This is a genomic window from Rufibacter radiotolerans (assembly GCF_001078055.1).
Lineage (GTDB): Bacteria > Bacteroidota > Bacteroidia > Cytophagales > Hymenobacteraceae > Nibribacter > Nibribacter radiotolerans.
Genome location: NZ_CP010777.1, coordinates 760722 through 785009 on the forward strand (window position 1 = coordinate 760722; position 24288 = coordinate 785009).

Here is a 24288-nt window from a genome sequence, read left to right on the forward strand (position 1 = left end):
ACAGTTTTAAGCTTGTAGTATGTTTAAGAACTATTTCAAAGTTGCGTACCGCAACTTAATCCGTCACAAAGGCTTCTCCATTATTAACATTGCGGGGTTGACGCTGGGAGTAACCGCCTGCCTCCTCATTGGGCTCTTTGTCTATGATGAACTGCAGTATGACAAATTCCTGCCGGAAGGGGACCAGGTGTACCGGGTGTACAATGACCAGTCTGCGGAGGAAAGCGCCGGAATGGTGTCCCCAGTGCCGCCCATGTTTGGGGCCACGCTGGAGCAGAGCATCCCGGAGGTTGACAAAGTGGCCCGCATCCTCATGCTGCAGTATGACGCCAACAACCTGGTGGAGGCCAGTGACAAGAAAATCTACGAGAATGGCCGTTTCTTCGCTGATCCGAGCTTTTTTGAGGTGTTCCAACTGCCGTTTGTGTACGGCTCCCCTGAAAAAGCCCTGGCAGACCCTACGTCCATCGTTATCTCAGATAAATTCGCGCAACGGGTGTTTGGAAAGGCAGACCCAGTGGGCAAGAAAGTGGCGGTAAACCAGACCCAGTACCTGGTGAAGGGGGTGTTCAGTACCGCTGAACGGTTCCACTTGCCGGTAAACTTTGTGTTACCCATGGCAGCAGCTGAAATACCACCGGAGCGCATGCAGAACTGGGGTTGGCAGCAGTTTTACACGTACGTAAAGTTGAAAAAAGGAGCCAATGCCCAGGCGGCCCAGACCAAACTGCGGGAAATTGTTAGCAAGCAGATTGACCCCGATAAAAATGCGCCTTTCAGGTACCGGCCGATGCTGCAGCCCCTCCATGAGGTGTACCTGTACTCAGCAGGTTTTAAGTATGACCAGAATGCCAAGGGGAACATCACGTATGTAAAAGCCCTAAGCGTTATTGCGGTGTTTATCCTGCTCATTGCCTGTTTCAACTTCGTGAACCTGGCCACGGCCAAGTCTTTGCAGCGGGCCAAAGAGGTGGGCGTTAGAAAAGCCATAGGGGCCAGCCGGGGCCAGCTCATGCTGCAGTTCCTGAGTGAAACAGTCATGCTTACCCTCATCAGCGTCATTTTCTCGGCGGCGCTTACCTCTTTGCTGCTCCCGTCTTTGAACGCCTTCACAGACAAGCAAATGACGTTCAACGTGTTCACCAATTTTAACATTCTGCTGCTTCTATTGGTCCTCACGCTGGTGGTAGGAGTGCTGGCGGGGCTTTATCCGGCCATGGTGCTGTCTGGGTTTAAGCCGGTAAAGGTACTCAAAAGCGCTGTGGTGGTAGACAGCAAGGTCGGGAAGATCCAGTGGCTCCGGCATGGGCTTATTGTGGTACAGTTGGCCCTGTCCATTTTCCTGATCATCAGCGCCAGCATTGTGTACAAGCAGGTGGGCTACTTGCACAACAAAGACCTGGGCTTTAACAAAGACCAGATCATGTTTTTCCAGATGAGAGGGCAGAACATGTTTGAGAACCATGAGACCTTTAAATCTGAATTGCGCAAAGCGACTGGCGTGAAAGACGTGTCCATTGGCTACGGGTTTCCGGGCGATGCGACCGCCGGCGACCGCGTAATTGTACCCAGGAACGGGGAGAAGGAATACTACGGGGCCACCTTGCTGATGGTGGACTTTAACTACATCAACACCCTGGATGTACAGGTTTTGGCCGGTCGGCCATTTTCAAAGGAGTACCCCACAGATGCCGACCACGCCTATATGATCAATGAGACGGCGGTGCGGGAGCTAGGGTATGGAACCCCTGAGAAAGCCCTGGGCCAACCCCTGCTATGGCCCACCTGGGATAAGCAAGACTCTTTGAAAGAAGGCAAAATTATTGGGGTGGTGAAAGATTTCCACTACAAAAGTCTGTATGACAAGATGGAGCCGGTGGTGATGCAGATTTACCCCAATGCGGCGGTAAAGGTGGCGGTGAAAGTAGAGCCAGAGAATGTGGCCGGAACCATCAGTCAGGTGAAAACGGTTTGGGACAAGTTTTCGCCGGAATACCCGCTGGAGTATATGTTCATGGATGATAACTTTGAGAAGATGTACAAAGCCGAAGACAAGCTGAAGTCGCTTCTGACCATTTTTACGGGCATTGCTATTTTCATAGGCAGCCTGGGGTTGTTCGGGTTGGCGGCCTATGCCGCTGAGCGCCGCAAGAAAGAAATTGGTATCAGGAAAATACTGGGTGCGGAAACCTCGTCTATTGTGGCCTTGCTGTCAAAGGATTTTATGAAACTGGTGCTCCTAGCGGCCTTTATTGCCATTCCGGTGGCGTGGTATGCCATGAATAAATGGCTGGAGGACTTTGCCTACCGCATTGAGATTCCGCTGTGGGTGTTTGGGGCGGCCCTGCTGCTGGCCGGATTAGTAGCCTTCCTGACCGTTAGCTTCCAGGCGCTCAAGGCTGCCACGGCCAACCCGGTTAAAAACCTGAGAATGGATTAAGCCAAAGAGTAAAGATTGACGCTTGTAAAATGAGAAACGGTTGGAGTGGCATAGAAATATATGCCACTCCAACCGTTCTGGTTAAATACAGCTCTTGACTTCGCTTTTCTGTTTTGGGCCTGTTTTCTTGAAAACAGGCCCAAAACGCAATTCTAACTTCAATTAAAACGGAAACGCCTTGCGGGGCTTTGGTGCTTTCTTCACCGAGGAGGCCGTGTATCCGCCTTCAAACAACCTTCCGAAGTTAACCTTGAGTTTCTCCGGGAAATCTTCCAGGCAGCTGCAGGCCATCTTTTCCAAAGCCCTTAAGGTTAGCTCGGCGCAGGCGTAGGAGTCTGCGGCGGCACGGTGGTGCTTGAACTGGATGCCATGCCGGTTACAAAGCGACTTGAGGTCATACTGCGGCAAACCCTGCCAAACCTGCTTGGAGAACTGCACACTGCAGGCATACTGCAGTTCAGGAAACGGCAGGCGGTAGGTATTCAAAGTGGCCCGCAGCACGCTCATGTCAAAGCTGGCGTTGTGGGCAATGACCAATTGGTTTTCCAGCAAAGGCTTCAACTCCTGCCAGACGGTGTCAAACGTAGGGCTGTTCTTCACGTCCTGGGGCTTGATGCCATGAATGCTGATGTTCATGCCATTGAAGTACGGATACGATTTGGGTTTAATGAGCCAGGACTGGGTACCCATGATTTGTCCGTTCTGCACAAAAGTTAGTCCAATCTCACACGGGCTGTCCCGCTCAGGGGTAGCCGTCTCAAAGTCAAGGGTGATGAAGTTCATGGGGCAAAGTTACGCAGCATTTTTGTCTGAATGCGGGGTAATATCGGCTACCAATATTTCTAGCGGAAAACCTAAACCTTTGTGCAGGTTCCTGATCATCTCCAAAGAAAGAGATCGCTTCCGGTTCAAGACTTTTGAGACATTGCCCTTATTGCCCATATAGGGAACTAAATCTGCCTGGGTAAGCCCTAATTCTTCCATGCGGATTTTGATATACTCTATAGGGTCTGGTTCCTCTATGGCAAAGTGCTCTTCTTCATATTTATTTAAGATAAGCATGAGCAATTGGAGTTCTTTTGATTCTTCGCTATCTGGTTTGGCGTCAAACAGTTCGTCAATACGGGCTAACATTCGCTCATATTCTGCTTCTGTCTCTATTAATTTTAGGTGTTCCGTTTCCATAATCTTTCCTCTTTAAATGGTGCCAGCGTCTATTTTGTCATACTCAGCGTGGGTACCAATCCACTTCACCATGATGCTTTTATATTGAAAGCTCACTCTAGCCACTAACCTGTAATGGTTACCTTTAATATTGAATACCACTCTACCATCCTTTACCAAATCAGCGCTAGGGAAGTCTTTCTTTAAAGCGTTTAAGTCTTTCCATTCAGCATGTTTGGTTGTTTTATACCATGAGGTTAAAGGTAGTTTGGCACCAGCGTTTTGAGTGTAATACTCCTTTATTTTCTTTAGGCTGATGACATTCATAAGAAGTTTACTGCTGTTCCTATTACTTACTACAAAGGTAAACATATGTTGTCTATTTGACAACATGATTGTATTAAGTAAAAAAAAAGCCCCAACGCAACGCGGTGGGGCTTTTTCAACTAAACCTAATTTTTAAATTACTTTACTTCTTCGTAGTCCACATCAGTCACGGTGTCGCTGCCAGAGGTCTGGCCGGCGCTTCCGTCTGGGCCTGGCTGCTGCTGTCCTCCACCGAATCCGGCGTCAGGACCAGGTTGGCCCGCTCCGCCGGTGGCGGCGTACATCTCCTGAGAGGCGGCCTGCCAGGCATTGTTGATGTTGGTCATGGCGCTGTCAATCGCGGCTAAGTCCTTAGACTCGTGTGCTTTCTTCAGGTCAGCCAGAGCACCTTCAATGGCGGTTTTGTTGCCGGCAGAAAGTTTCTCGCCGTACTCGCTCAACTGTTTCTCCGTCTGGAAAATCATAGAGTCAGCCTGGTTTACTTTTTCTACCTGCTCCTTAGCAGCGCGGTCCGTCTCGGCGTTAGCCTCAGCTTCCTTGCGCATTCTCTCGATTTCCTCTTCAGTCAAGCCAGAAGAAGCCTCGATGCGGATTTTTTGCTCTTTGCCGGTGCCTTTGTCTTTGGCAGACACGTGCAAGATACCGTTGGCGTCAATGTCAAACGTCACCTCAATCTGCGGAACGCCGCGTTGCGCTGGAGGCAGATCTGACAAGTGGAAACGACCGATAGTACGGTTGTCTCTGGCCATAGGGCGCTCACCTTGCAACACGTGAATCTCTACGCTTGGCTGGTTGTCAGAAGCGGTGGAGAATACCTCAGATTTCTTGGTAGGGATGGTGGTATTAGACTCAATCAATTTAGTCATCACGCCGCCCATGGTCTCAATACCCAAAGAAAGAGGAGTTACGTCTAGCAATAGAACGTCTTTCACTTCACCGGTCAAGACACCACCCTGGATAGCGGCACCAATGGCTACTACCTCATCTGGGTTCACACCCTTAGATGGCTTCTTCCCGAAGAACTTCTCTACTTCCTCCTGGATTCTTGGAATACGGGTAGAACCACCTACCAGGATCACTTCGTCAATGTCAGATGGCTGAAGACCAGCATCTTTCAAGGCCTTTCTAACCGGCTCCATAGATCTGCGGATCAAGGAATCTGCTAACTGCTCAAACTTAGCGCGGGTCAGTTTACGCACCAAGTGCTTAGGACCTGTCTGCGTAGCCGTGATGTATGGCAAGTTAATCTCCGTCTCAGAAGAAGAGGAAAGCTCAATCTTGGCTTTCTCAGCGGCTTCTTTCAAACGCTGTAAGGCCATTGGGTCTGTGCGCAGGTCCATGTTCTCTTCAGACTTGAACTCGTCTGCCAACCAGGCAATGATTACCTGGTCAAAGTCGTCACCACCTAAGTGGGTGTCACCGTTGGTAGACAATACTTCAAACACACCGTCGCCTAGTTCCAGCACCGAGATATCAAAAGTACCACCACCAAGGTCATACACGGCAATCTTCTGATCAGCGTGCTTTTTATCCAGACCGTAGGCCAAAGCGGCGGCGGTAGGCTCGTTAATGATCCGCTTCACGTCCAGACCGGCAATCTGTCCGGCTTCCTTAGTGGCCTGACGTTGCGCGTCATTGAAGTACGCAGGAACCGTAATCACTGCCTCGGTCACTGTGGTGCCCAGATAGTCTTCGGCGGTCTGCTTCATTTTCTGCAGCACCATGGCAGAGATCTCTTGCGGCGTGAACTCACGGTCGCCAATCTTCACGCGTACGGTGTTGTTGGCGCCGGCCACCACGTTGTATGACACGTGCTGGATTTCATCTTTCACTTCAGAGAAGCTGCGGCCCATGAAACGCTTGATGGATGCGATGGTATTTTGGGGGTTTGTGATAGCTTGACGCTTGGCAGGGTCACCCACTTTACGCTCACCGTTCCCGTTGTCCAGGAATGCCACGATGGACGGAGTAGTCCGGCGGCCTTCGCTGTTCGGAATTACCACTGGTTCGTTACCCTCCATTACGGCCACGCAAGAGTTGGTAGTTCCTAAGTCAATGCCTATTATTTTTCCCATTGTCTATAGTTTTATATGGTAGTTTCTGATTTAACTCGTTTGCTTCTTAGTAACAAGACATGTGCCAAGGCCGATTTTCCGGTTTTTTGTGACACAATGTCATTTGAAGCCTGCCCGGTTTTGTAAGCTATACGAACATTCGGCAGGAGGTGTCAGGGGAGAATGCGTTTTTGGCTTGTTTTTACTTTCGCTTTTCTGATTAGTTGTTGGCGGCGGGGTGGCCGAGTGCTTCTGGATTTTCTTCCTCGCCGTTGTTGGTGTTCTCACCGACGACTAAGACTGCCTTTCCAACTGCCGACTGAATTGTGCACGCATTCCGCTTTTGCCTTGTAGTTTGCGTATACGCCTAAGTCCTTATATTTTATTGTTTCATCTTCGCCCTCCGAGCGCTCACGGCCGCGGGGCCCCGTCTTTCCCTCTCGCACTGCCCTTGCGGCCTCCTTGCCTTCTTCTCTTAATAAAGCTACTTCAGGGCCACAAGCGAGGCGCTCGAGGGAAAGACTGGAAACGGGGAAATGCGCGGGGAAAATGAGTATCTTAAGATTTACGTTTTGAGGCCGTTTTCCGGAAAACAGGCGCAAAACGCTGTCCCGCTTCTTCAACGGAGACTCCCCCCTTGAGGGGGGCGAAGGGGGGTGTTTACACAGGAGGGCACGCATTCCGTCCCCCTTTGAAGGCCCGGGATGACGCACTCCTGCAGATCAAACAACGTTTCCCGAAAACAGCCCCAAACAAGCCTTACCTTTTTTTATAAGGCCTTTGAAACGTATTTACCGGCTTGGCCAGCCCTTTTAACACTTTCACTTCCTCTACAGTCAACTCCCTGAACTCCCCAGGTTGCAATTCGCCTAATTCCAAAGGCCCGATGGCTACGCGCACTAACCGCAGGGTAGGATACCCCACGGCGGCGGTCATTTTGCGGACCTGGCGGTTCATGCCCTGGCTGATCTTGACTTCTACCCAGGAAGTGGGAATGTTGGCCCGGAACCGGATGGGCTTGGATCGTTCCCAGAAATGCACGTCTTCCAGCAGGCGGGTTTTGGCGGGGGAGGTTTTCTTGCCTTGCAGCACTACGCCGCGGTCCAGTTGTTCCAGGGCTTCTTCCGTGGGAATTCCTTCTACTTGTACCCAGTAGGTTTTCTCTACTTTGAATTTAGGATCAGAGAGGCGGTGCTGCAGTTGCTTGTCATCGGTGAGTAAAACCAGGCCCTCAGAATCATAGTCCAGGCGGCCTACGGGGTACACGCCAGGCACGGTCACGTAGTCTTTCAGGGTCTGGCGGCCCGCCTCATCGGTGAACTGGGTGAGTACTTCAAAAGGCTTATTGAGGAGCAGGTAACGCACGGGAAAGAAGGGCTAGTGAAACAATAGAAGGGGGGCAAAGATAAAGCGTTAGATTTCTGTTTTACGCCTGTTTTACCAAAAAGGGGCGTAAAACAGAAAACGGTTAGGATTGGTCTTTCTGAAATTCCAGGCCGCATTGCCCGCATTTGTATTTGTCTTTAGACAAGAGCGGCAGACTGAAGGTAATCAGGCCCAACAGAAAGCCCCCAATGTTTTTAAGATTGCTTCGGGAGTCATAGGCGTAGGAGATATCTTCTGAGCCGCAGCGCGGACAGGCCACGGGTACATCCTGCTCATTGGTGTAGGGCAGGGCGTTCATGCCGTTTAAAATCTCCAGGGCTTTTTCTGCGTCGCTGGCCAGGGTTTTCAGTTTGATGCCGCCAATGGAGATGTTATACAGCGGGTTAAGCGATACCATGTTCTCATCAAACAGGAACGCCATCACGCCCTCACTTTCCAGTTTGTTCTTGGCCATATGCGCATCAATTGACCCGGAGTAAGTGGCAATGGTAACTAAGGTGTCTTTGGTCAAGGGCATAAGGCGAAGGAATTAAAGGCTGCCATAGAAGCGGCGGAGGGCCCACTCGGCGCAGGCCAGGCCCAGGAGCAGGAAGTAATACCAGTACTGTTCCAGGAGGTCTTTCTCTTCCTGGTGGCTCCGGAGAATGGTTTTGAAATTGGCCTCCAGCAGGGCTTTCTCTAATTGGGTCAGTTGGTTGGGGTAGAAGAGACGGGTCTCTGAGCGTTCTGCTAGCTGTTGGAGCAGACTATGGTCTGCCAGGGCTATCAAAGATTCCAGGTTTTGTTCCTGCACCAGAAACTCGCCGGTGTCTTTAAAGGTCTGGCCTTCCACGTTGGCCGTGGCGGTATAGCGGTAAAGGCCCACGGGCAAATTGCCCAGACGAAGGCCTTCGCCACCTTGTTCATGGCGGAACCGATGCTGGGTCTGTTTGCTGCCTTCGTGGGTAAGCGTGACGGCAATCTGCTGCCCGAAAATCTCTTCCTGCACGGCATTAAAGACATCGGCCTGCAAGGCCACCGCTTCAGAGACCTCAAAGGCATCTTTCACCGGGAACACGTGCAGGCGTTTCTCGTTTCGGCGGTTGGCCAGCAGTTGCACTAGGTGGGTCATTAAGGCGTCATATATTTGGGCCGAGCCATGGTCTGAGGCCTCGGTGAGGCGCCATTGCCAACTGCCATCTGTGAGCAGCACTGCCGACGGGACCGGCATAGACGACTTGTACAGCAACAATGGTTTGGAACTGCTCACGGCCCCCACCTGCTGGCGGAGAATCACCTCGGTGCCCGGGGCCACCCGCCAATCCCCGAAAGTGACGGCCGTGGGAGGCCAGGCTTTGATGCGGCCCAGCGCCAGTGGCTCTGTAGAAAAGCGCTGGAAGGCATTGTTGAGAACGGGCTGCACCTCATCAAACTGGGGCGACGGATTGTTTAACTGAACCCCAGCCTGCAATTGGTTAAAGGCAGAAAAATCTGTCTGCGCCCCTAGGATATAGAACGTAGGCACCTTAGCCGACCGCAACCGCCTGAGCCAGTCGGTACCCACGTTACCTGTATTTGGGATCTGGTGCAGAATGGCGGCATCATAAGGCGTTTTAAAGGCCGGGCTCTGGAAAGGCCCCAACACTATTTCCACATCTAGCAGCGGGTTAGTGCGCAGAGCACTGCGTAGGGCTTTAATATCGGGGTGGGGCGCGGCGGCGGCCAGCAGGACTTTTAGCTTGCCCTTGATGACATCTAAGTACACATGCCGGCGGTTATTGACGGCGGTAAATTCTTTGGGCAGCGGCTGCACCACTACCTCATAATGTTTTTTGCCCGGCTGGGCGGCGCTCACCTGGAAAGGTACCTCAACGGTCGCTTTACGCGGAAGGCTAAGGGTGCGGCGCTGAATGGTCTTTCCGTTTTCCTGCAACAACACCTGCACGGAACTGCCGGTAAAACCAGCCTGGCGGATGGTGGCCACCAGCGGAAAAGACGTGCCGCTGTAATTGATCTTGTTGTATTGTACCTCTTCCAACACTATGTCTGGCTTAGGAATGGTGTCGCCTAGAGCTACCGGATAGACCGGCGCATCATACAGCTGGAAAGTAGGAGTAGGGCCCTGGTTATGGATTCCGTCTGAGAGCAACACCACGGCCGCCAGGTTCTGGTCCCGGTACGGGGTGATTCCCTTTTCTAGCAGGGCATGTAGGTTAGAGGTCTGGGCCGTAAACGGAATATTGCTGAAGGTCTGCAGGCTGGAGTCCCCGGCTTGAAAAGACGTGCGTTTTACCTCCAGACCTTTGGCTGTTAACCTTTCGGCCATCTGGTCAAGGGCCTGCAGGGTGGCCGTGATCTGGGGTTTTGGGGTAAACAGGCCCACCGATTGGGAGTTGTCCAGGGCCAGCACCACCTTAGGTTTGATCTCTTCCTGCCGTATGCGCCGGGTATAGGGCTCCAGCAGCAGGAACAAGACCAACGCCACCAACAGCGCCCTAAGCGAGGCCAGCAACCACCGCAGCCCGGTAGGCCAGGGACCACCCCGCCGGTACATCAGCCAGGCTACCCCAATGCCCGCGGCCAGACACAGCAACGCAAACCAGGGAGAATGGACAGTGTGGATTTGGAGTGATTGCACAGAAGGTGAGGTTAGACCCAGGTTATCAGGAAGCAAGATAAAGACACGAGCCCCAAGACCCAAGACTTTTATTCTCAACTGTCACATTCTATACTTATTGCCCGACAAACAGTTTCAGAGACGGTTTTTTGAAAATAGGGGAGAAGTAGGATTGTCCGCAAAACCCATCATCCCCCTACCTCCTTCAAAGGGGGACGAAGAAGAGGGCAGGAATGGAGGTTACGATGGGCGTAATGTAGGGGCAATCCCTTGTGGTTGCCCTAACGCGGTAGCTAATGTGCAAGGGCAACCACAAGGGATTGCCCTTACAAAGAAAAAGCCGATGAAGGTCTGCACCCACATCGGCTTTGAAGAAATAATTCTTAATTACTAAGTCAGCATTCCGCCGTCTACCTGCAGGGTTTGGCCGGTGATGTAGGAAGACAAGTCAGAGGCCAGGAACACGCAGGCGTTGGCTACGTCTTCGGGGGCACCGCCGCGTTTCAAGGGAATAGCTTTGCGCCATTCGGCTACGGTGGCAGCATCCAGCTCGTCGGTCATGTCGGTTTCAATGAAGCCGGGGGCGATGGCGTTGCTGCGGATGTTTCTGGAACCCAGTTCCAAGGCTACTGATTTTGTGAACCCGATGATACCGGCTTTAGAGGCGGCGTAGTTGGCCTGACCGGCATTGCCTTTAATGCCTACCACGCTGGTCATGTTAATGATAGATCCGCTTTTGGCGCGCATCATGTGCTTGGTGGCCGCCTTGGTGAGGTTGAAGACCGACTTCAGGTTGGTGTTGATCACCGCATCCCACTGCTCTTCACTCATACGCATGAGAAGTCCGTCTTTGGTAATGCCGGCGTTATTTACCAGCACATCGAGCTTCCCGAAATCCTTCACCACGTTCTCTACCAATTGCTCGGCCTGGGCGTAGTCTGAGGCGTCTGAGCGGTAGCCTTTGGCCTGAATGCCGTATTCGGCTAGTTCCTGCTCCAGTTGCTGGCCTTTCTCCACGCTGGAGAGATAGGTGAACGCCACGCTGGCGCCTTGTTCGGCATATTTTTTGGCAATGGCCCGGCCAATGCCTTTGGAGGCGCCGGTTACTAAGGCAATCTTTCCTTCCAATAATTTCATAGTGCTTGCTTAAAGGGCCTGGCCCGAAACGGAGGACACACACCCATTGTCTAGCCCCAAATATACTAATTGCCCGCGGGAGCCAAAGAACTCCGGCGGGCAATTTGAGAGGAACCTTCGTTTTGAGGCCGTTTTCAGGAAAACAGGGCCAAAATAGAAAAGCTATGGGCTTATTTGCAGTACCGTTTCAAGAGGGCAGCCGTTTGGGTAATGCCCAGGTCAGATGCCTTTTGCCAGTCTTCGCAGGCGCCTTTGCGGTTTTTGCGGGTGTGCTTTAATACGCCCCGGTTGTAATACGCCTGGGCCAGGTTGGCGTCATAAGAAATGGCCTTGTCATAGTCTTCCATGGCGGGGTTGTATTTTTTCTGACGCATATACAAGTTGGCGCGGTTCAGGTAAGCCACGGCATAGTCTTCCTGCAAGGTAATGGCCTGGCTGAAATCCAGCAGCGCGCCCTTGAGGTCTTTTAATTTGGCCCGGTTCAGGCCCCGGTTATTGTAGGCCTTGGCGTAGTTGGGTTGGTGGGTAATGGCCTGGTTATAGTCTTCTATGGCCTCTTTATACTGCAACCGGTTCTGCTTGATATCTCCTCTGAATTTGTAAGACTCCGCGTCTTTGGGTTCCAGCGAAATGGCCTGGGTGAAATCAGTAAAAGCGCCGTCAAAATCTTCCATCTCGTATTTGGCCACCCCGCGCAGGCGGTACAGGCTGCCGTCATTGGGGCGTTTGGCAATGGCAGCGTCATATTCGCGCACGGCCCCGCTGTAATCGTTTTTGCTGGCGCGCTCCATGCCCTCTTTGTAATGGGTGCGGGCGGTGTTGCAGGCGCTGACAGCCCCGGTGAGCAGCAGCACCATCAAAAGGAATCGGCTGTGCCGAAGGAAGGAGGAAGTGAGTAACATAAAAAAGGGAATAATTGAGGCTACATACTGACTTTGGGGGAATATAGTTATACGTCAATATTCCTGCGACGGGTAGAAAAGCAGGTTGGGAGGGAAGATTCCCTGAAAAATAACCTAACCCACGGCTTTAACGTCCGCGTTTTTAAAGGATTGCCCAAGAATTATTACCTTTCCTTCTCTAAATCTTTTTCTACCTATGAAACAGAAACTTACCTTCCTGCTTTTTCTTAGCTGGTGCTGCCTTACCGCTACTTTCCTGCTGGGCTGTACCCAAAACAATACCGCCACCGGTACCACAGGCACCAACGCCACCGCCAAAAAAGAAACGGTGGTGTACCTGGTTCGGCACGCCGAAAAAGACACCTCTGACCCCAAGAACGAAGACCCCAACCTGACTCCCGCCGGACAGCAGCGGGCCGAGGCCCTGAAAACCCTGTTGGCTCAGGAACCGGTGGCTGCCTTGTATGCCACCAAGTACGTGCGTACCCGGCAAACCCTGCAACCTATTGCGCAAAGCAAGTCATTGCCCATTGCCACCTATGAGGCGCATAATTTCAAGGGCTTAGCCCAAACCATCAAAGAAAAGCACCCCGGCCAGACCGTAGTAGTGGCCGGACACTCCAATACGCTGCTTCCCCTGGTAGAAGCCCTGGGCGGTAAAAAGCCCTTCGCGGAGATCACCGATGCCCAATATGATTACCTGTTCAAACTCACGCTGGAAAGCGGCCAGGAAACCAGGGTGGAGGTGCTGCAAGTAGGCGAGGCCAACGTGGCGCCAGTTAAGTAATTTATGAGTAGAAATCGGAAATTCAGACTTATCTAAAACCTCTGTACATGAACTTAGTGCTTTTTGTAGGAGGCTTCATTATAATCTTCGGGTTAATCCTATACTCTAGCAAATTAGGACAATCAATCAACTCAGGTGGATATCTAAACTCTGGGAGCGACGGTGTTTATGATTCTGATTCTGGTAGTGGGGACTGTGGTGGAGATGGAGGTGACTGCGGCGGTGGGGACTAGCATTCCAAATTTTAGCTTGGAACTAAATAAGGAGCGTTTTGAGACTGTTTTCTGAAAAACAGCCCCGAAACGCTTCTTGGGTTTTCAGGGTTTTTGGTTCTGCATTCTAAGGGGAAAAAAAGGAAATAGGGGCGTTCGTCCTTAGCAAATGCCCGTTGGTGTAGAAGTTTTTCAGAGGCGTGGGAGTTGGGATAAGTTTGACTATTCCTTAACCAAAAGACCTATGAAAACTTCTACCCTCGCCCAACTCACCCTTGCCTTTCTTTTTAGTGTAAGCGCTTTCCTAACCCAGGCCCAAACCAAGCCCGGCCAATTGGCGGGCACCGTGAAAGACAGCCTTCGGCAGCAGCCTATGCCTTATGCCACCCTGGTGCTTAAGAAATATGAAGATACCTCCTTTCTGCAAGCGGTGGTGACCAATGAGCAGGGCGACTTCCAGTTCAGCAACCTGGGACAGGGACTTTACTTTTTAACGGCAGATTACCTAGGCTACAAGAAAGTGAAAGTAGACTCTTTGCAGGTGGCCGCGATAGGGGAGGGTAAGGCCCTGTCTGTCCTAATGGCGCAAGACGCCAAGCTGCTGAAAGCCGTGACCGTCACCGGCTATAAACCGTTTATTGAGCAGCAGAATGACAAGCTGGTGTTGAACGTGGCAAACAGCCCGCTAGCCGCCGGCGGCACCACCGATGAAGTGATTGCCCGGGCCCCGGGTGTGGTGGAAGCCAACGGCGGATTTCAGGTGCGCGGTAAAACGGCCATGGTTTTGATTGACGGCAGAAACACCAACCTGAAAGGCGAGGACCTGAAAAACTTCCTGAGTTCTATGCCTACCAACGGTGTGGCCCAGGTAGAGGTGATCGCCAACCCATCGGCTAAATATGACGCGGCGGGCGGCGCGGTGATTAATATAGTAACGGCCAAAAACAAAAACTACGGCACCAACGGAACCGCCACCTTTGGACTGGGCATGGGCGAGAAAGCCCGCTACAACGCTGGCCTCAGCCTGAACCACCGCAGCCAGAAACTGAACCTGTACGGCAGCCTGGACCGTAACCACAGCCAGCCCTTCACCACCATCACCTCAGACCGCATGCTCACGGCAGAGAGCCGCGTACAGGAGCACACCTATGAGTTGAGAACCCAAGACAACAACTCGTTTAAGGTCGGCCTGGACTATGAGATCAGTAAGAAAGCCTCGGCTGGGATTCTGGTGAGAGGCATGGTAAACCAACGCAGCCGCGCCGGCGAAACCAACTCCCTGGTCACCCAGGCCAGTGCGCCCTTTGTTTCTTCTCAGGTAATGACCAACGGCAAAAGCCTGGTGGTAAGCCCATCCATCAGCGTATTCTACCGCACGGTCCTGGATTCTGCGGGCACTGAATTGCGCCTGGGCACGGATTATTTCAGCTACGGGAAAGACCTGGAGAACCAATTCACGACCCGTTTTTTCCAGGCCAATGGCCAGCAAAACCAACCTACGGCTTACCTGAGAGACAACTCGCCGGCGGGCAACTCCATCCAGACCACCACGGCAGACATCACGCACCCCCTCAAGAAAGGAACCCTGGAGGCCGGGCTTAAAGCCACTTTCACCCAAACCGACAATGATATTTTCTGGGAAGGCCGTACCGGCGAAGAAAACTGGGCCGTAGATGCTGGCAAGACCAACCACTTTGTCTACCATGAGAACATCAATGCCGCCTATACCAGCTACAGCACCAAGGTTAAGGAATGGAGCGTGCAGGTAGGGCTCAGGGCCGAGCAAACCAATACCAAAGGCACCTCGCTTACCTTAGCGCAAACCAACAGAAACAGCTACTTTCACTTGTTTCCCAGCGTGTCTGGCCAGTACAACGTCTCTAAAAAACAGCAGCTGGGTTTGTCTTACCGCAAGAAGATTGACCGTTTCCGATTTGATATTGTCAACCCCTTCGTGACCTATATCAGTCAATATTCCTATGCCCAGGGCAACCCAAACGTGCAGCCTTCCATCTCGCACAATTTTGAACTGTCACATACCTTCAACCAGGAGTGGTTTTCTTCTTTGAGCTACGGCCGGCATTTGAACGTGCTTTCTGAGGTGGTGAAGCGCCTGGAAGGTAGCCCGGCCGTGATCCACTCCTTTGCTAACTTCAGCAGTGCCAACCAGTGGAGCGGTTCTGTGACGCACGCTAAAGGCCTTTACTCTGGTAAATGGAATACCTCCAACACGGTAGGGTTCATCTCTGCGCAGGTAAACGGCCCGTCGGCTCGGTTCAGCAAGGCCAATGTCGCGTTTATGGTATCCAGCAACAATACGTTGCAGCTAGGCAAAGGCTTTAAAGCCGAATTATTCGCTTCTTACACGTCTCCGCTTACGTTTGGGGCCTTCGCGTTCAAAGCCAATTACAGCGGCAACCTGGGGCTTTCTAAAAGCGTGCTGGACAACCAGGGCACCCTTACTCTGAACCTGGCAGATGTGTTCAACACCCGTTCCCAGCGCTACAGCATCCACTCTTATGGGGTGAATGCGGAGACGGAAAACAAAACCGAAAGCCGCGTGGTCCGTCTAAACTTCTCTTACCGCTTCGGGAACAAGAACGTGAAAGCCAGCAAGGCCCGCAGATCTGGTAGTGAAGAAGAGAAATTCAGGATGGAAAGTAATCTGTAATCAGTAAGGCACTGGATTTTAGATCCTGGAGGTTAGACTCAGAAGTATAAGGTAGAAGACTTCCGTTTTAGAGCTGATTTCTGGAAAACAGCCCCAAAACGGAAGTCTTCTTTAGAAGTGATTTGGCGCTGATAGTCAACTGATATTCCCTTTCAAACGCTGAAATTTCCTTTCTGTTAACAAACAGGCCTTTCTGCTTTACTCCTGAATTTTCCACTTCCGCTCACCCTTGTTGGTGTTCTTACACCAAGCACAACCAACACTACCTCCTCAACTCACTTTTTCACTTGCAAACTAGCTCTGCTATGAAAACCGCCTTCATCTCCTCTGCCAAAAGAGAAAATAGATTTACCAGCCAGAGCTTTCCTTTCTCTAAAATTGGCAATACTTTTAAGGATGGACCTGTGACCGTTCGCGCAGCGTTCTCCTCTTTTCAACAACCAGTAAAAATGGCCCTTTGGCAGTTAATTAAAAAGTACCGGGTGGCTTTGGCCCATGCGGCTGTTTGGGTAAGTTTTCTGTTGCTGTGGGCCGCCACCACCATGTCGGCTAACCCGGGGGCACGGGTGAACGTGCTGCGCATGCTCATCACGTTTTTTCCGGCGGCCTATACCTTCTACGGAAGCAATTTCCTGTTCTTTCGGCTGCTGCCGCGCAGGAAACCTCTGTTGTTTTTGGCCGCTGAGGTAGTGTTCTTCCTGTCTTGCCTGGTAGTGCTGTTGTTGACGGTGGGCACCCTTAGACCCATGGCCGACGGAGCGCCGGCAGATTGGCCGTCATTGAGTTCTTTCCTGTCTACGCCTTTGTGGCGCGATACCTTTTGGCTTTACGTGATGCTTACCGCCCTTTCCTTGGGCTACTATTACCTGAGGCAAAGCGGCAAGCGCTCCCAGGAACTTAAACTGACGTTGGCCCAGAAGCTGGAAGCCGAGAAAGGAAAACTGGAGGCCGAATACGCCTTCCTGAGGGCTCAGATCAACCCGCACTTTCTGCACAACACGCTCAACTTTTTCTATGCCAAATCGCTGGGCCACTCAGAAGAGCTCTCAGACGGTATTCTCACGCTTTGTGACATTATGCGGTATTCTCTGGAGAGCGAGGAAGACGCCCAAGGCACCGTGCTGCTCACCAAGGAGGTAGAGCACCTGCACAATGTTATCAAGATCAACCAGCTCAGGTTCAGCCACCGGTTGCAGATAGATTTCCAGATTTCCGGCGACCTGCACGGCCTCCGGATAATTCCCTTGGTTTTAATTACCTTGGTGGAGAACGCGTTCAAGCACGGTGAAATGAATGACGCGGAGCACCCAATAACTATTCAATTAGCGGTGCAGAAGCAAGGGCAGCTTTCTTTTACAGTGGCCAACAAAAAACGGAAGGGCCCTAAAGAGACCTCGCACGGCATTGGCCTGGACAATACCCGCAAGCGCCTGGCCGCGGCCTACCAAGACCACTATGCGCTGGAGGTGCAGGAAAACGAGGCCTTTTATGCCATCGCGCTCAAGGTGCAGGTACCGCAACCTGTTGGCCTTAAATCTCCGGCTGCCACGCTGGCCTTTTCTTAATTCCTAATTCTTAATTCCACCTATGAACTGTCTCCTGGTAGACGATGAAGAACACGCGCTGGAGGTCCTTCGGCACCACTTGAAGCAGGTACCAGCCTTAACGGTGGCGGGCGCCACCACAAATCCGCTGGAAGCGCTACGGTTACTTAACAGCCAACCTATTGACCTGGTGTTTCTGGATATTCAGATGCCTGAGCTGTCGGGGTTAGATGTGGTGCGGGCCATCAATGGCAAATGCAAAGTCATTCTCACCACCGCCTACAGTGAGTTTGCCGCCGAAGGGTTTGACCTGGAAGTGGTGGATTACCTGCTCAAGCCCATCTCCTTGCCCCGGTTTCTGAAGGCCGTGCAACGGGCTATGCGCACCACAGAGGTCACCGCGCCAGCACCCGCCCCAGAGCCCCTGGAGCATGAATACATCTTTGTCAAGACCGAGCTCAAAGGCAAGATGCTCAAGATCAATCTGGTAGACATTGATTACGTGGAAGGTATGAAGAACTATGTGGCCATTCACCACAACGGGTTGCGCACCCTAGCGCTCCTGAATATGAAAGCCCTGGAAGACCGGCTCCCCTCCAGACAGTTCATGCGGGTACACAAGTCCTTCATTATTGCGCTCTCTAAAATTACCGCCATTGAAGGCAACCAGATCCAGCTCAAGAACATTAAAGCTGACATTGCCCTGGGCGACACCTACCGCCAGGCCTTTCATGAGATTATGCGCAAAAAGTTGATGCAGTAAGGGCAAGCCAGGCGAAGGCGTTTTGGGCCTGTTTTCAGAAAATCGGGCTCAAAACGCCAGGATGGGAAGCTGGTTAGAGAAAGTAATATCTGGAGAGGAGCGCAATAGCGCTGGTTGGTTGAGACTTGGGCAAGCAACGGGTAGGCAGAGAAGCTTTATTGCTTACATTTAGTTTTTTAAAGGAATATGTTTCGTCATAGGGGCAAGAGCAGAACCTTCACGCACAATCTTAAACTGGCTTCTTTGCTGTCATTTGTTGCTGGCATTGTGAATGTAAGCGGGCTTTTTGCCGTGCAAAGACTAACCACCCACGTAACAGGGCACTTTGCCTTTTTTGCCGACGAACTGGTTAAAAAGAATTATGGACAGGGCCTGGTTTACCTGCTTTTTATCCTTGCTTTTTTTCTGGGTGCTTTTTGCTCCAATCTAATAATAGAGCTTATTTCTAGAAGGGATGACCGCTTTATCAACTCCATACCCGTTGGAATAGAAATTCTCCTTCTGTCCTTTGTGGCTTTTCTTGACCCGCCAACCATTCTGGCTCAGGTAAATACCGTGGCTTGTCTGCTGTTGTTTGCCATGGGCCTGCAAAATGCCTTGGTGACCTCTATCTCCAATTCCATTGTAAGAACCACCCACTTAACCGGGCTCTTCACAGATCTAGGTATTGAGCTCTCCCAGCTCTTCTTTTACAAACGGAAGGACCAACAAAAAAAGCTTCGCTCCTCTATAAAACTACGCCTTACCATTATTTTCTTCTTCTTCTTTGGAGGCGTGACCGGAGGCTATGGGTATTTACTAATTGGAATTAAAATCTTGTTGCTGACGGTTTGCCTATTGACTAGTGCGCTCATTTATGACAGCATCAAGTTCAAGATTGTAAGCATTAAAAGAAAATACCTTCGGTAGGTCCTGGGTTTACGCCTAACGGGTTGTATAAGCGTCGGCCGTAGCATGGTGTTTATATTTTGTTGGCAGGAGTTTTAATTTTCCTGCCGAATGCATTGGCGTATACTTCAAAATAATCAAAGCCTTCCTTACCTAGTTTTTTTGTTTTCTTTTTAAGTTCCGCTATAACTAAATCAAAATCTTTACAGAAGAATTCTGAGATCTCCACCTTCCTGTTTCCATTAGCATAAAGACAAATAACTTTTCTTTCTGAAAATTTTGTGGGTTCTCTTATAATTGTAAAGCCATCTATGCATTCTAAAGGAATTATCTCAGAATTTAAAATACCTAATATAGGTTTAATAACAATCGAATCTCGATTAATTTGAACTGCATTCCACTTAACTTTAATTTCTCTTAAAAGAATAATATCCAGTAAAATAGCGAACAAGGATAACCAAAACTTTATGTAAAAATTGAATTTGTCATCTAGAAGAATATTTAGTGTTAGTTTATACTGAAAGTATCCAAGCAATAGTAAGATGCTTAGAGCTATAATTATATTAAACTTCTTGAATTGAATTTCCACTTATCTTTTAATTAATGCCAACGTAGGCTACGGCATGTTTTAATGCGCTATAGGGGTTGTTACCTGTGGTGCTTTTTAGTTAAGGCTATTAAAATATTCCTGCGTAGAGACTATTATCTTAATATCAGGAGATAAAGACTTTTTTACTATTTCAAAATCAGCCTTACTTAGTTTGACATCTACAATTTTCAGGACTTTAAGATTGGGTAGCGCTTTGATTTTATCTAACTCACTTATTATATCGAGTTCAGGGTTTATTGATAAGTCTAATACTTCTAACTGACTCAACTTTGTGATTGAATGTGGTAGAGTAGTTAACTTATTTGTATTCAGGATAAGTGTTTTTAATTTGGTGAGATTGCCGATTCTTTCAGGCAAGTTAGTCAAACTGTTAGCTTTACTATGGTCCACTTTCGACAGTGGAGGATAAAACGTTATCTCACGACTGCCTAAGTCTAAAGAGGTGACGTTGGTGTTTTTTAGAACTTTTTCTGGGACAGCAGTCAATTTTTTCCCTCTTAAATCTATATAGATCTCCGATTGGTTAGTTGGTGGACTAGAGCAGGAAATGAGCAGGAAAAGGATGTAAGCAAAAATATTTCTCATTTGTATTGCAGGTAACGGCTGGATAAACGCACCAGTGCGTTTATTTCAAATATAGTCACTGATTTGAAGAGGTGCGTTTATTTCTTGTAAATGGTATTTAACCCGCTATGAATCATTGTTTTTCAAACTTTTTTGAATTTAAACAGCTGGGTGGACTTTTTCTAAATGGTCAAGCGGGCTTTTAGTATTCTCCATCCTTTTCTGGTGATGTGGGTGTTAATCGACTAGTCAGACATTGATTACATGGAGGCTTAAATAACCGCGTGGCTATTCACCACAGTGGTCAGTTGAAAGCAACCAGCAGATCCAACTCAAAAACATAAAAGCAAACATAGCTTTGGGAGACACGTACCGCAGCACTTTTCATGCCTTCAGGCGCAAGAAGTTTATGGAATAAAGAAAGTAGGAGCGAAGGCGTTTTGGGCCTGTTTTTCAGGAAAACAGGCCCAAAACGGATATCCAAGAGTAACCGCAAAAAAAATTGGGGCTGTTTAGTAGAAGTGGACCAGTGTGTCCTAAGAGTAGTTTATCTCCTGTTACTGCCATTTCTAAATGCCATGGAAGCGGAAGTTGTTCTTTTTAGGAAGAGCTCCATCCCAACTAATGCCAGCACTAAAAGAGCTACGGCTGGCAGAATGGTGGCCCAATCAAGGTCTGGAGAATTTGTAGTTGCCGCCTGTGTCTGCTTAACCGTCCATATACTGACGGTGCTAGTTGCGTCTCCAAAGGCAGAGGTGGTCAAATTAGCGGCGTAATGGATTCCGGTGGGCATAGAAATACCTTTAGAATAAACGGCCGCCAGCCCAAAGATCAACCCCCAGATGGCAGGTCCATAAAAGGAGCTGGCCACAGACCACCCGTTGGCAATATGGTACAGGGCAAAAAGGATTGAGGTAATGAGGATAGCCCACCGGGTTCCTATTCTGTCTTTCAGTATTTCCAGGGGGTATGCCCTAAACCCTAACTCCTCCATAAAGGCCAGCGGAAGTAAGGGCAAGGTCATGAGAAGAAAATTTAACAGATCACTTTTAGGGTTGGCCTCCAGTTTAACATGGCTGAAAAATAGAACCCCCGCTGCCAAAAGCCCCATTAATGCAAGGCCTATTACAACCCCGGTAAAGAAGTTTGGGATGGTCTTTCTATCAAACGTTAACCCAATAGTGGAAAACTGTTTTCTGTCAATTTTTAAAAATATGACTGTTGTCAGGAAAGCAGCCAGGATACCTATGACTCCGTGGGCAACTCTTTCATAGGTGGCGGGAATGAAGCCCTTCACGAAAGAAAAAACCACGAAGATGCCGGTGAAAGCAACACAAAATAAAACAGACTTTATAAGGTATTTCATTCTGAGGTTTCTTGGAGTGGCGGCTTGACAGCGAAGCGATTTTCTGGAATACTTTCCAATAGGTAACGTGTAGCGTAAAGTGGGAGTCAGGTTGCTAATCAGAGCACAGAACCCTTTTTAGGGAAGAGACACTTTCCTGTAAAGCTGAAGTGGCTAATTAGTCTTCCCTTTTTCCTCAGTCCTCAATCGCCTCAATGCCCATCTGCTTCAGGCGCTCCAGGTTCTCTTTCATGGCCTGGAGCTGCTCCGGGGAATGTCCCTGCCAATCTAATACTTCGCCAACCACCCTAAGCGCATGCCGGGTCCGGTACGACCTGGTGGGGTTGCCCGGGAATTTCTTGTCCGTGAGATTGGGGTCGTCTTCTATGGGGCCGGTAGGCTCCACTAGGTAAATTCTTCCGGGTCCTTGGCCCAGGGCCAGTTCTGCGCCCCAGACCGCGGCATCTAAGGTGGCGGTGAGGTAGACAAAGGCCGCCTTCTTCCGGCTTCCGTAGTTGGAGGTAAAGCCGGGCTCCATCAGGTCTCCCGGTTTCAGATCGGCCTTGGTGCCATGGTAGAACGGCAGGACCTTCAGGTCTTGGGTGGGTTCTGGCTGGTCCTCACTTTTGTTAGTGCTCATGGTGGGTGAAAGCTTGAAGTTACGGTTTAGTTGTTTACTTTATTGCTGTTAGGAGAGGGGCTGTGCCAACGTTAGATGATTTTTTTGCTGTCAGTATTGTGTGAATGTCGTTTTCTTTTTCTGTCTTCTTATACTCTACTTTAAATACTTTTATTTCATTAAAGTTATTTCTGGAAAGGTCTTCTATAAGTTGGTCTAACTGGTGAAAATGAAAGTATACTCTGTCACCGCTGCTACTAGTTTGGAAATCAGACTTGGCTGGGTCTCCTTCCACGAAACTTAGGTATAGGAGTCCATTATCATTTAGCAAGTTATAACTGTCAGAAATCAGCTTTACGCATTCTGTTTGGGATAAATAGGGGATACAGAATCCACATATAATTCCATCATATTTTGTTGTTAGGCTGCTAATGAACCTGCTATCCAGTATGGCAAAACTTGCTGACGGATTGTTCTCTTTGGCCAACTCTATCATATTTGGGGCAATGTCAATTCCAAGTATTTGGAACTCTGGCCGTTTAGAAAGGAGATACTTGGTGATGTTCCCAGGCCCACACCCTATTTCTAATAGTTTGGCTTTTTCTTTACTTATTGTTTCACAGGTAAAATCATAGGTGAAATTATAGAGATCTAAATCCATGAACTTAGCTTGATACAATAAAGCAACTTTATTCCAGGTTTCATGGGTCTCTCTATATCTGTCCATTATTGTATTGTTATTTGTGGTGCCGGATAACGTACTAGGGTAAACGGCGGGCAAGGCCGTCGGCTGAAGGCTAACGTTTAGGTGATGTTGGCAAAGTGATTCTTCAATTTACCATTATATTGTAGGTATGCTCCCACTGGTTCTTTCCGAAAGGAAAACCGTTGATGATTGGAATCAGAAAGGGCTTGATGGATTTGTCACAGGTGAAGCTAACTTGGATGGCGATGTCTCTTAGCTCGCTAGTAGATTTTATCCCCTCCATTGACAAGAGCTGATAAGCGCCCGTATAGCTGTCTCTTTCCGTGATCTCCTTGCCACCCGAAAGAAGGGCCAGCTCTGGGTTTTTATAAGGGCAGGTTTCCACGTGAAAGGGTTTGCCATCTATTAATTCCACAGAGTCCCCTAGAACCTTGTCAGATAGCAGGTGTATGTCATACCGCCGACCGCTCCCGTAGGAGATGGTGATCTTACCGAGGGACTTAGGACGGCTGTCGATATCACTGAAGGCGAAGTAGAACTTAACCTCATTGTTGGGGACTGTGACGGTAGTGACCCCGCCAGAGCCCGCTATTATCTCCTTGTTATGGTAATCAAACAGCTTGATTTTGTCCAGGTCTAGGCAACACCCGTTCTTGGTGGTTCTGTAGTGGTCATTTAGGAATTCAATCTCATCGCAGGCATGCTTGGCCGTAAGGGCGACCAAAGATGGTTGGCCAAGCGGACTTAAGGCAAATTCTATGGTTCTATCCTTGCCTTCCATGCCCCTGGTGACCGTGGTATTTGTCCTAAGCTTGGCAAGGTACTCCTGGTGCTCGCGGCTGGGAAGCTGGGCGTACTGCACCCTGTATGTGGTCTCCACGGTGCTATAGCCAGATACGCCGTCCTTGTCTCTTACCACCTGCACTGATGCCTCCCCGATGTCCTTATGTAAGTTTCCCTTCTTCTGAGCCAGCCCCAGGTGGCTAAGCGCGAGCAATAAAATGAAGACCAGTTTTCTCATTGTCGTTATTTTGCACAACGCTCTGTGCTATGCGGCGGCGTAGATGTCGTATAGGTGTGGTTAGGTGCTGAAATTATCTAAAAATTCACACAGAATAGTAGAACAAGATAGAGAAACCACCAAGCCAAGTAACAAGGGTTAACGCAGTTAACCAACTCTTACTGTTATCTGAATACGTGCTATACTTATTCATTATCCTTTCCCATCGCCTTCCTCTAACTATAAAAAAATAATTTATCAGCACTGTTATAACCCAAAGGGAAACGACAGGGCCTATATATTCATCCGGGTCATAGTTTGAAGGGATGCGGGTTGGTAAAATATGAGAACATAGGAAGATGCTATAGAGGCCAGAAACCATGTTCATGGTGTAATATGTCCCATCCTCCAGTTGTTCATCCTTTATGTGGGGAAGCAAATTTTTGGCTTTTTTCAGAATAAGGTAAACCAAATAATCATATAATATCATTCGCTTTGTTTTTTTGCACCTAACTAGCGGCTAAACCGAACTATTCCGTTTAGTCATCCAATATATAGAATATAACCTCCTGT

Annotated in this window: 21 protein-coding genes; 6 read left to right on the plus strand and 15 right to left on the minus strand. The window is 49.6% G+C overall.

The window, feature by feature from the left end:
- Positions 1-19 precede the first annotated feature (19 nt).
- Positions 20-2440 carry an ABC transporter permease gene (locus TH63_RS03250; protein WP_048919670.1) on the plus strand — a complete coding sequence of 807 codons (2421 nt, stop codon included), beginning with the start codon at positions 20-22 and terminating at the stop codon, positions 2438-2440.
- Between the two features lie 162 nt (positions 2441-2602).
- Here TH63_RS03250 and TH63_RS03255 read toward each other — a convergent pair whose 3' ends face one another.
- From TH63_RS03255 to TH63_RS03305, 9 genes are all read right to left on the minus strand, one after another.
- Positions 2603-3223 carry a 3'-5' exonuclease gene (locus TH63_RS03255; RefSeq protein ID WP_048919671.1) on the minus strand — a complete coding sequence of 207 codons (621 nt, stop codon included), beginning with the start codon at positions 3221-3223 and terminating at the stop codon, positions 2603-2605.
- Positions 3224-3232: 9 nt separating this feature from the next.
- Entirely contained in the window at positions 3233-3625 is a 393-nt protein-coding gene (locus TH63_RS03260) for a helix-turn-helix domain-containing protein (RefSeq protein WP_048919672.1), read from the minus strand.
- Positions 3626-3637: 12 nt separating this feature from the next.
- Entirely contained in the window at positions 3638-3931 is a 294-nt protein-coding gene (locus TH63_RS03265; RefSeq protein WP_048922558.1) for a type II toxin-antitoxin system HigB family toxin, read from the minus strand.
- A 137-nt stretch (positions 3932-4068) separates the two neighbouring features.
- Positions 4069-6006 (minus strand): molecular chaperone DnaK, encoded by a 1938-nt coding sequence (dnaK, locus tag TH63_RS03270; RefSeq protein ID WP_048919673.1) that lies wholly within the window; start codon positions 6004-6006, stop codon positions 4069-4071.
- Positions 6007-6744: 738 nt separating this feature from the next.
- Positions 6745-7350, minus strand: coding sequence for a pseudouridine synthase (locus TH63_RS03280; RefSeq protein ID WP_048919675.1), 606 nt, complete (start codon positions 7348-7350; stop codon positions 6745-6747).
- Positions 7351-7453: 103 nt separating this feature from the next.
- Positions 7454-7888 carry a putative signal transducing protein gene (locus tag TH63_RS03285; protein ID WP_048919676.1) on the minus strand — a complete coding sequence of 145 codons (435 nt, stop codon included), beginning with the start codon at positions 7886-7888 and terminating at the stop codon, positions 7454-7456.
- A 12-nt stretch (positions 7889-7900) separates the two neighbouring features.
- Positions 7901-9988: a vWA domain-containing protein gene (locus TH63_RS03290; protein WP_156180337.1), complete on the minus strand. Its 2088-nt coding sequence runs from the start codon at positions 9986-9988 to the stop codon at positions 7901-7903.
- A gap of 369 nt (positions 9989-10357) precedes the next feature.
- Positions 10358-11104 carry a 3-oxoacyl-[acyl-carrier-protein] reductase gene (fabG, locus tag TH63_RS03300; RefSeq protein ID WP_048919679.1) on the minus strand — a complete coding sequence of 249 codons (747 nt, stop codon included), beginning with the start codon at positions 11102-11104 and terminating at the stop codon, positions 10358-10360.
- A gap of 170 nt (positions 11105-11274) precedes the next feature.
- Positions 11275-12006, minus strand: coding sequence for a tetratricopeptide repeat protein (locus TH63_RS03305; protein WP_082161539.1), 732 nt, complete (start codon positions 12004-12006; stop codon positions 11275-11277).
- A gap of 196 nt (positions 12007-12202) precedes the next feature.
- Here TH63_RS03305 and TH63_RS03310 point away from each other — a divergent pair, with 196 nt between their 5' ends.
- From TH63_RS03310 to TH63_RS03330, 5 genes are all read left to right on the plus strand, one after another.
- Positions 12203-12793, plus strand: coding sequence for a SixA phosphatase family protein (locus TH63_RS03310; RefSeq protein ID WP_053093728.1), 591 nt, complete (start codon positions 12203-12205; stop codon positions 12791-12793).
- Positions 12794-13249: 456 nt separating this feature from the next.
- A complete protein-coding gene (locus tag TH63_RS03315; RefSeq protein WP_048919681.1) occupies positions 13250-15676 on the plus strand; it encodes an outer membrane beta-barrel family protein in 2427 nt (808 codons plus the stop codon).
- A gap of 305 nt (positions 15677-15981) precedes the next feature.
- Entirely contained in the window at positions 15982-17241 is a 1260-nt protein-coding gene (locus TH63_RS03320; RefSeq protein WP_048919682.1) for a sensor histidine kinase, read from the plus strand.
- A gap of 22 nt (positions 17242-17263) precedes the next feature.
- Positions 17264-17983 carry a LytR/AlgR family response regulator transcription factor gene (locus TH63_RS03325; RefSeq protein ID WP_048919683.1) on the plus strand — a complete coding sequence of 240 codons (720 nt, stop codon included), beginning with the start codon at positions 17264-17266 and terminating at the stop codon, positions 17981-17983.
- Positions 17984-18169: 186 nt separating this feature from the next.
- Positions 18170-18892 (plus strand): YoaK family protein, encoded by a 723-nt coding sequence (locus TH63_RS03330; RefSeq protein ID WP_048919684.1) that lies wholly within the window; start codon positions 18170-18172, stop codon positions 18890-18892.
- A gap of 52 nt (positions 18893-18944) precedes the next feature.
- Here the strand turns inward: TH63_RS03330 and TH63_RS03335 are convergent, their stop codons facing one another.
- The 6 genes from TH63_RS03335 to TH63_RS03360 all read right to left on the minus strand — a co-directional run bounded on the left by TH63_RS03335 (position 18945) and on the right by TH63_RS03360 (position 23736).
- The gene (locus TH63_RS03335) at positions 18945-19460 is read right to left on the minus strand and encodes a hypothetical protein (RefSeq protein ID WP_048919685.1); all 516 of its coding nucleotides are present in this window, start codon (positions 19458-19460) and stop codon (positions 18945-18947) included.
- A gap of 75 nt (positions 19461-19535) precedes the next feature.
- Positions 19536-20066: a leucine-rich repeat domain-containing protein gene (locus TH63_RS03340; protein ID WP_048919686.1), complete on the minus strand. Its 531-nt coding sequence runs from the start codon at positions 20064-20066 to the stop codon at positions 19536-19538.
- 526 nt (positions 20067-20592) lie between these two features.
- A complete protein-coding gene (locus TH63_RS03345) occupies positions 20593-21411 on the minus strand; it encodes a CPBP family intramembrane glutamic endopeptidase (RefSeq protein ID WP_048919687.1) in 819 nt (272 codons plus the stop codon).
- 175 nt (positions 21412-21586) lie between these two features.
- On the minus strand, positions 21587-22030 hold the full coding sequence (arr, locus tag TH63_RS03350) for an NAD(+)--rifampin ADP-ribosyltransferase (RefSeq protein WP_048919688.1): 444 nt from the start codon (positions 22028-22030) through the stop codon (positions 21587-21589).
- 34 nt (positions 22031-22064) lie between these two features.
- A complete protein-coding gene (locus TH63_RS03355) occupies positions 22065-22736 on the minus strand; it encodes a class I SAM-dependent methyltransferase (protein WP_048919689.1) in 672 nt (223 codons plus the stop codon).
- 103 nt (positions 22737-22839) lie between these two features.
- On the minus strand, positions 22840-23736 hold the full coding sequence (locus TH63_RS03360; protein WP_156180343.1) for a hypothetical protein: 897 nt from the start codon (positions 23734-23736) through the stop codon (positions 22840-22842).
- Positions 23737-24288 lie beyond the last annotated feature (552 nt).